Source organism: Accumulibacter sp. (assembly GCF_036625275.1).
Lineage (GTDB): Bacteria > Pseudomonadota > Gammaproteobacteria > Burkholderiales > Rhodocyclaceae > Accumulibacter.
Genome location: NZ_JAZKUD010000130.1, coordinates 1 through 7,667 on the forward strand (window position 1 = coordinate 1; position 7,667 = coordinate 7,667).

Genomic DNA, 7,667 nt, shown 5'->3' on the forward strand with positions numbered 1-7,667 from the left:
AAATTCCATGGCGGCACAATTGCGTCATCATCGACCAGGTCAAGGACCGTCCGACCCGCGAGTGGTACATCCGCAAGACCATCGAAAACGGCTGGAGCCGGTCGGTGCTCGAACTCCAGATCGAGACAGCCGCCCATCGGCGCGTGGGTGCGGCGCAAACCAACTTCGATCGTGCGCTGCCGTCGCCACAGTCCGACCTGGCGCGCGACATCCTCAAGGACCCGTACACTTTCGACTTCCTCGGAATCACGGACACGTCCAATGAGCGCACCATCGAAAAGGCGCTCCTGCTGCGCCTGCGAGACTTCCTGATCGAACTCGGCGTCGGTTTCGCGTTTGTGGGAAGTCAGTACCGTCTTGAGGTGGATGGCGACGAGTTCTTCATGGATTTGCTCTTCTACCACACACGCCTGCACTGTTACGTGGTGATCGAACTGAAGAATACCGCCTTCCGGCCAGAATACGTCGGCAAGCTCAATTTTTACCTCGCCGCTGTCGATGACCTGGTGCGCAACCAGACCGTCGATGCGTCGACGATCGGCCTCGTGCTCTGCAAGAGCAAGAAGGGAACGGTCGTCGAGTATGCGCTGCGTGACATCAATACGCCGATGGGCGTATCCACCTACCGCACCGCCCTGCCGGACGCCATGGCGGGTGTCCTGCCGAGCATCGAGGCGCTGACTGAGGAACTGCAAGCGCTCCAGAGCGGCGACCCGGACGATATCGGACCCGATCACTGAAGCAATGCACACTCCGCAGTGGATATGCCGGCCGCCTGCAACCCAAAATACCCAAAAGCACTGGTCACGCCCCAATCCCAGCACCGCCAGAGGATTGCGAATGACTGTCGACTATTTTTACAGTTGGCTTTTTCTTTTTCCAGAAAAAAGAAGCAAGTCATTGATTTGAAGCGTACGCGGTCATACGGCGTGATTTTTGCTTTCGATTTTCCGGGGGAGCGTGAAGGGCACATACGACGCCGATCATTGTCGGCTGTTGGCCTGTGATGTCGACAGGCCGGGTTGCTGATTGAGTGGCGTGCGTGGGCTGAAAACCAACTTCTCCTGATGGCATCAAACTGCGATTTAGCTAAACCGTATCCCAAGATCAAGAACTTTAGCGGCTAAATTTAGAAGAGCCGCATAACCGGACGGCGACGGGCACTGTGCACAACCAAATCTTTTTCACGAACATTCTTCGCTTGCTCGACGAGCGCGGCATGACGAAGAACGAACTGGCCGCAAAGGCCGACATCTCCGTCTCTTTCCTGTCCGACCTGACCAATGGCAAGGCGAACCCTTCCCTGAAGATCATGGAGGCGATCGCGGAAGCCCTGGAAACGCCGCTGCCGACCCTCCTGGAATCGACCGACCTTGACCGCGAGAGCCTGGATGCCCTGGCGGGCGGGAGCGCCCCGCGAAGTCTTCCCGAAGGCGTGGTGCGGGTGTCGGCAGTCCTGCCGGAACATCAGGCATTCATCGTCAAGAAGTGGGACGAGGCGGCACGGAACAAGCTGCGCAAACCGTCCTGACGCCAGGTGAGGGCCTTTAGCCGCTGAAGCCCTCCCTGCCCTCCTCCTCCCTCCTCCCCTGAAGAGGCGCATTCCGCGCCGACCACGCCCAGTTCTGGATTCCACGATCCACGCCTGACGAGCGCCTCGGCTCGTCACAAAGAACCACGCAGAAACACATCCTCAACGCCAGTACCCGCTATCCGCCCCGTCGACGTCGCCTGGTAGTTGCACACGACCTCGTTCTGGTTCACCATAGTCGTTGTCTTGCAAAGTTCTACAATTCGTTATATCGTATCCAATAGGTCGAAGGTTGACATTCAACCGAAGCAAACCGGGATCGATACATGACAGACATCGAAGAGTCCGTTTCTTCCCTCAAGGATCGGGCGAAGAGGAAGCTGGAGCGTGATCTGGGGCCGCTCATCATGGACGCCCTGGCCGACCCCAGGACCGTCGAGATGATGCTCAATGCCGACGGCAGGCTGTGGCAGGAACGGCTGGGCGAGAAGATGCGCTGTATTGGCAGCATTCCATTTGCCCGCGCCGAAGCGATCATCAAGACGGTGGCCGGCTATCACAGCAAGGAAGTGACGCGGCACAAGCCGATTCTCGAAGGCGAGCTGCCGATTGATGGCTCGCGCTTCGCCGGCCAGCTTCCGCCGGTCGTTCCCGCGCCGACTTTCGCCATCCGCAAGAAGGCCGTGGCCATCTTCACGCTCGACCAGTACGTCGAGGCCGGGATCATGACCGCCGCGCAGCAGGCGACCCTGACCGCCGCCATCAAGGCGCACCGGAACATCCTGGTGATCGGTGGCACCGGTTCCGGCAAGACCACGCTGGTCAACGCGATCATCAACGCCATGGTCGAGTTCGATCCAGCCGAGCGCGTTTTCATCATCGAGGACACCGGTGAGATCCAGTGCGCCGCTGAGAACTTCGTGCAGTACCACACCTCGCTCGAAGTCACGATGACCATGCTTCTCAAGACCACCCTGCGCATGCGGCCCGACCGGATACTGGTCGGTGAAGTACGTGGCCCAGAAGCGCTGGACCTGCTGATGGCGTGGAACACCGGCCACGAAGGCGGTGCGGCCACGCTCCACGCCAACAACGCCCGGTCCGGGCTGGACCGCCTCGCCATGCTGATCAGCATGCACCCGGAATCACCGCGGCCGATCGAACCGCTGATCGGCGAAGCGGTGCACGTCATCGTCCATATCGCCCGCACCCCCGAAGGCCGCTGCGTTCAGGAGATCCTGGAAGTGGCCGGCTACGCCGACGGCGCTTACCTCACTCGTCCCCTGTAAAGGAGCCAGCCCCATGCACTCGTCCGCCCTACCCTACCCGCTCGCCCGTTCGACCCTGTTCTATTGCGGACTGGCGATCCTGCTGCTGGTGTTCTTGCTGGTCCCGCAACACGCCTTTGCAGCGGAAGGCACCGGCGGGTCGCTGCCCTATGAAAGCTGGCTGACCAACCTCCGCAACTCGGTCACCGGCCCGGTCGCGTTCGCACTGGCGATGATCGGCATCGTCGTGGCGGGTGGCGTGCTGATCTTCGGTGGCGATCTGAACGGCTTCTTCCGCACCTTGATCTTCGTCGTTCTCGTCATGGCCCTGCTGGTTGGCGCGCAAAACATGATGAGCAGCTTCTTCGGCCGTGGCGCAGAAATCGCCGCCCTCGGTGAAGGCACGCTCGACCCGGTCAGGCTTGCTGGCGGGATTGCTCCGGGAAGGCTCGCCTGAGCATGGCGCTGCGCAAGATCCCCATTCGGCGGGCTGGCAATCGGGACAACCTGTTCATGGGTGGCGATCGTGAACTGGTCATGTTCTCGGGTCTGCTGGCCTTCGCGCTGGTTTTCAGTGCGCAGGAGCTGCGGGCGAGTGTCGTCGGGCTGCTGCTCTGGTTCGGCGCGCTCTACGCGCTGCGGATCATGGCCAAGGCAGACCCCCGGATGCGCCAGGTGTACCTGCGGCACCGTCGCTACAAGCCGTACTACCCGGCGCGCAGCACGCCGTTCCGGGACAACCCGGCCAGCCAGGGGAAGCAGTACCAATGATCGCCGGAATTGCCTTCGCCATTGCCACCCTCGGCGCGTTGCTGCTGCTCGTGCTTTACGCCCGCATCCGGGCGGTCGACGAGGAACTCAAGCTCAAAAAGCACCGCTCGCGGGATGCCGGGCTGGCCGATCTGCTCAACTACGCTGCGACGGTCGACGACGGCGTGATGGTGGGCAAGAACGGCGCCTTCATGGCTGCCTGGCTGTACAAGGGCGCCGACAACGCCAGCAGCACCGACGAGCAACGCGAGGCCGTTTCGTTGCGCATCAACCAGGCGCTCTCCGGCCTCGGCAATGGCTGGATGGTGCACGTCGATGCAGCACGGCTGCCAGCGCCCAACTATCTCGATCGTGGCACCTCCCATTTCCCCGACGAGGTGTCGGCGGCGATCGACGAGGAACGGCGGCAACTGTTCGAGGGCCTGGGCACTCTCTACGAAGGCTACTACGTGCTGACGCTGACCTGGTTCCCGGCGCTGCTCGCGCAGCGCAAGTTCGTCGAGCTGATGTTCGACGATGACACCAAGGCACCCGACCACAAGGCCCACACCCGCGGCTTGATCGAGTTCTTCAAGCGCGAGTGCGTCAGCATCGAGTCGCGGTTGTCGTCGGCGGTGGACCTGCAGCGGCTACGCGGCCACCCCGTGGTCAACGAGGACGGTTCGGCAGTCACCCACGATGACTTCCTGCGCTGGCTGCAGTTCTGCGTCACCGGCGTGAATCATCCGGTGCAGTTGCCGAGCAACCCGATGTACCTGGACGCGCTCATCGGTGGGCAGGAACTGTGGACCGGCATCGTGCCGAAGGTCGGCCGCAAGTTCATCCAGGTTGTCGCCATCGAAGGCTTCCCACTGGAATCGACGCCAGGCATGCTGACCGCCCTCGGCGAGCTGGCCTGCGAATATCGCTGGTCGTCGCGTTTCATCTTCATGGACACGCACGAGGCGGTAAGACACCTCGACAGGTTCCGCAAGAAATGGCGGCAGAAGATTCGCGGCTTCTTCGACCAGGTCTTCAACACCCACCTCGGGCCGATCGATCAGGACGCGCTGTCGATGGTCGCCGACGCCGAAGCGGCGATCGCCGAAGTCAATAGTGGACTGGTGGCGCAAGGCTACTACACCAGCGTCGTCGTGCTCATGGACGAGGATCGCAGCCGCCTGGAAGCGTCTGCCCGCCAGGTCGAAAAGGCCGTCAATCGCCTCGGCTTCGCCGCCCGCATCGAGACCATCAACACCATGGATGCCTACCTCGGCAGCCTGCCCGGCCACGGCGTGGAAAACGTCCGCCGGCCGCTGATCAACACCCTGAACCTGGCCGATCTGCTGCCGACGAGCACGATCTGGACCGGCAGCAACGCTGCCCCCTGCCCGATGTACCCGCCACTCGCGCCGGCGCTGATGCACTGCGTCACCCACGGCGCAACACCGTTCCGCCTCAACCTGCACGTGCGCGACCTCGGCCATACCTTCCTATTCGGCCCGACCGGTGCCGGCAAATCGACGCACCTCGGCATTCTTGCCGCGCAGCTTCGCCGCTACGCCGGCATGTCGATCTTCGCCTTCGACAAGGGCATGGCGATGTACCCGCTCGCTGCCGCCATCCGCGCCCAGACCCAGGGCAGCAGCGGCCTGCACTTCACGGTGGCGGCCGACGACGATCAGCTGGCCTTCTGCCCGCTGCAGTTCCTCGAAACCAAGGGCGATCGCGCCTGGGCGATGGAGTGGATCGACACCCTCCTCGCCTTGAACGACCTGCACACCACGCCGGCGCAGCGCAACGAGATCGGCCATGCGATCCTCAGTCTGCACGCCAGCGGCGGCCGCACGCTGTCCGAGTTCTCGGTTACCATCCAGGACGAAGCGATCCGCGACGCGATCCGTCAGTACACGGTCGATGGCGCCATGGGGCACCTGCTGGACGCCGAAGAGGATGGTTTGTCGTTCTCCGACTTCACCGTTTTCGAGATCGACGAGTTGATGAACCTCGGCGAGAAGTACGCGCTGCCGGTGCTGCTCTACCTCTTCCGGCGCATCGAGCGCGCGCTGCACGGCCAGCCGGCCGTGATCATGCTGGACGAGGCCTGGTTGATGCTGGGGCATCCGGCCTTTCGGGCCAAAATCAGGGAGTGGCTCAAGACCTTGCGCAAGGCCAACTGTCTGGTGCTGATGGCCACGCAAAGTCTCTCCGACGCCGCCAATTCAGGCATTCTGGATGTGATCGTCGAATCGACGGCGACCAAGATCTTCCTGCCCAACCTCTATGCCCGCGACGAGGACACGGCAGCGCTCTACCGCCGCATGGGCCTCAACACCCGGCAGATCGAGATTCTGGCGACGGCTATTCCCAAGCGTCAGTACTACTACGTCTCGGAGAACGGTCGCCGTCTGTACGACCTCGCACTCGGCCCTCTGGCGCTCGCCTTCGTCGGCGCCTCCGACAAGGAATCGCTGGCCACCATCCAGCATCTGGAAAGCAAGCTGGGCGATGGCTGGGTGCACGAGTGGCTAGCCGGTCGGGGATTGACGCTGGACACCTATGGAGTGACCACATGAACTTCGCAGACCAGATCAAGCGCCTGATCGGCAGGAAGCCCGCAGCGGACGCCGATCACCAACGCACCAATGAACCGACCACCTGGGGGTTCCGCCAAGACGAAAGCGAGAACCCCTACCTGGCTGCTCGCCGGACCTGGAACGACCATGTCGGCGGCGTCGTGTCGTCGCGCCAGACCTGGCAGGTGATCGGCATCCTGTCGCTGTTGATCGCGCTGGCGGGTGTCGGCGGCATCATCCACATCGGCAGCCAATCGAAATTCGTGCCGTATGTCGTCCAGGTCGACCGGCTCGGGCAGGCCGTGGCCGTGGCGCCGGCCGATCGCGCCACACCGGCCGATGCCCGGGTGATCGAAGCGTCGGTGGCTTCCTTCATCGCCGACGCGCGCCTGGTAACACCCGACGTGGCCCTGCAGCGCAAGGCGGTGTTCCGCGTGTACTCGATGCTCGCACCGAACGACCCGGCCACGGCCAGGATGAACGAATGGCTGAACGGCGCCGAAGACTCCAGCCCGTTCAAGCGGGCCGCCAAGGAGACGGTCAGCATCGAGATCGCCTCGGTGCTGCCGCAAACGCCGGAAACCTGGCAGGTCGACTGGGTCGAGACCAGCCGCGACCGCCAGGGGATCCTGAAGGGCCAGCCCTTCCGCATGCGTGCCCTGGTGACGGTCTATGTCGCCGAACCGACCCCCAGCACCAGCGAAGAACAGATTCGCAACAATCCGATCGGCCTGTACGTCCGTGACTTCTCCTGGGCGAAGCAGCTCTAAGAAAGGAGCCCTCATGAAAAAACCGCTCTTCGCCCTGCTCCCTGGCGTCGCTTCCGCCATTGTCCTGGCAGCCCCGGGCGACCACCTGACCGAGCTGTATTTTTCGGACAAGAACCCGACCCTGACGCAGCAGGAGAAAGCGGCCATTGCCATCGCCGAGAAGTGGAAGAACCCGAGGGCCAAAGGGGTTGCGCCGGTGACCGGGCCCAACGGCTCGATCAAGTTCCTGTACGGCGCGCAGCAACCGAGTATCGTCTGCGCGGTGCTGCAAGTGTGCGACGTCGCCCTGCAGGCCGGCGAGCAGGTCAACTCGATCAACCTCGGCGATACCGCCCGCTGGACGGTCGAACCGGCCGTCACTGGCAGCGGCGCGGGGGAAGTGCAGCACCTGATCATCAAACCGCTCGACGTCGGCCTGGAAACGTCGATGGTCGTGACCACCAACCGACGCAGCTATCACCTGAAGCTGCGCTCGCATCGCACCCAGTACATGCCGCAGGTGTCCTTCACCTACCCCGAGGAGGCCATGGCCAAGTGGGAAGCGATCAAGGCCCGCGAAGGGAGGGACCGCGAAGACCGGACGATGCCGGGAACCCGCGAGTACATGGGCAACCTGAGCTTCGAGTACGAGGTATCGGGCAGCGCGGCCTGGAAGCCGGTGCGGGTCTACAACGATGGCCGCAAGACCGTCATCCAGATGCCTTCGACGATGGCCCAGACCGAAGCGCCGGCGCTGCTGGTGGTGCGCAAGGACGGCGGCGTGTTCACCGAC

8 protein-coding genes are annotated in these 7,667 nt (G+C 63.1%); all 8 read left to right on the forward strand.

The genetic code is table 11. From position 1 onward, the window contains the following. The coding region (locus V5B39_RS20870; RefSeq protein WP_332344761.1) for a PDDEXK nuclease domain-containing protein at positions 1 to 740 on the forward strand (740 nt) is incomplete at its 5' end. 425 nt (positions 741 to 1,165) lie between these two features. Beyond that, positions 1,166 to 1,531, forward strand: a complete 366-nt coding sequence (locus tag V5B39_RS20875; protein WP_332344762.1) for a transcriptional regulator — start codon at positions 1,166 to 1,168, stop codon at positions 1,529 to 1,531. A 326-nt stretch (positions 1,532 to 1,857) separates the two neighbouring features. After that, complete coding sequence (gene trbB / locus V5B39_RS20880; protein ID WP_332344763.1) at positions 1,858 to 2,820, forward strand: P-type conjugative transfer ATPase TrbB; 963 nt, start codon at positions 1,858 to 1,860, stop codon at positions 2,818 to 2,820. Between the two features lie 13 nt (positions 2,821 to 2,833). Then, the gene (gene trbC / locus V5B39_RS20885; RefSeq protein WP_332344764.1) at positions 2,834 to 3,256 is read left to right on the forward strand and encodes an IncP-type conjugal transfer pilin TrbC; all 423 of its coding nucleotides are present in this window, start codon (positions 2,834 to 2,836) and stop codon (positions 3,254 to 3,256) included. A 2-nt stretch (positions 3,257 to 3,258) separates the two neighbouring features. Then, the gene (locus tag V5B39_RS20890; RefSeq protein WP_332344765.1) at positions 3,259 to 3,570 is read left to right on the forward strand and encodes a conjugal transfer protein TrbD; all 312 of its coding nucleotides are present in this window, start codon (positions 3,259 to 3,261) and stop codon (positions 3,568 to 3,570) included. After that, entirely contained in the window at positions 3,567 to 6,125 is a 2,559-nt protein-coding gene (locus V5B39_RS20895) for a VirB4 family type IV secretion/conjugal transfer ATPase (protein ID WP_332344766.1), read from the forward strand. Before V5B39_RS20890 ends, V5B39_RS20895 begins: the two co-directional genes overlap by 4 nt. After that, complete coding sequence (locus V5B39_RS20900; RefSeq protein WP_332344767.1) at positions 6,122 to 6,895, forward strand: conjugal transfer protein TrbF; 774 nt, start codon at positions 6,122 to 6,124, stop codon at positions 6,893 to 6,895. The genes V5B39_RS20895 and V5B39_RS20900 overlap by 4 nt, the downstream gene beginning before the upstream one ends. Before the next feature lie 13 nt (positions 6,896 to 6,908). Continuing rightward, positions 6,909 to 7,667 (forward strand): P-type conjugative transfer protein TrbG (trbG, locus tag V5B39_RS20905; protein WP_332344768.1); only part of this gene is annotated, 759 nt, incomplete at its 3' end.

What these genes read in the sequence shown, in the direction of transcription:
- V5B39_RS20895 (WP_332344766.1), top strand. Translation starts at nt 3,567, where the DNA reads ATGATCGCCGGAATTGCCTTCGCCATTGCCACCCTCGGCGCGTTGCTG.
- V5B39_RS20890 (WP_332344765.1), top strand. Translation starts at nt 3,259, where the DNA reads ATGGCGCTGCGCAAGATCCCCATTCGGCGGGCTGGCAATCGGGACAAC.
- trbB (WP_332344763.1), top strand. Translation starts at nt 1,858, where the DNA reads ATGACAGACATCGAAGAGTCCGTTTCTTCCCTCAAGGATCGGGCGAAG.
- V5B39_RS20900 (WP_332344767.1), top strand. Translation starts at nt 6,122, where the DNA reads ATGAACTTCGCAGACCAGATCAAGCGCCTGATCGGCAGGAAGCCCGCA.
- trbC (WP_332344764.1), top strand. Translation starts at nt 2,834, where the DNA reads ATGCACTCGTCCGCCCTACCCTACCCGCTCGCCCGTTCGACCCTGTTC.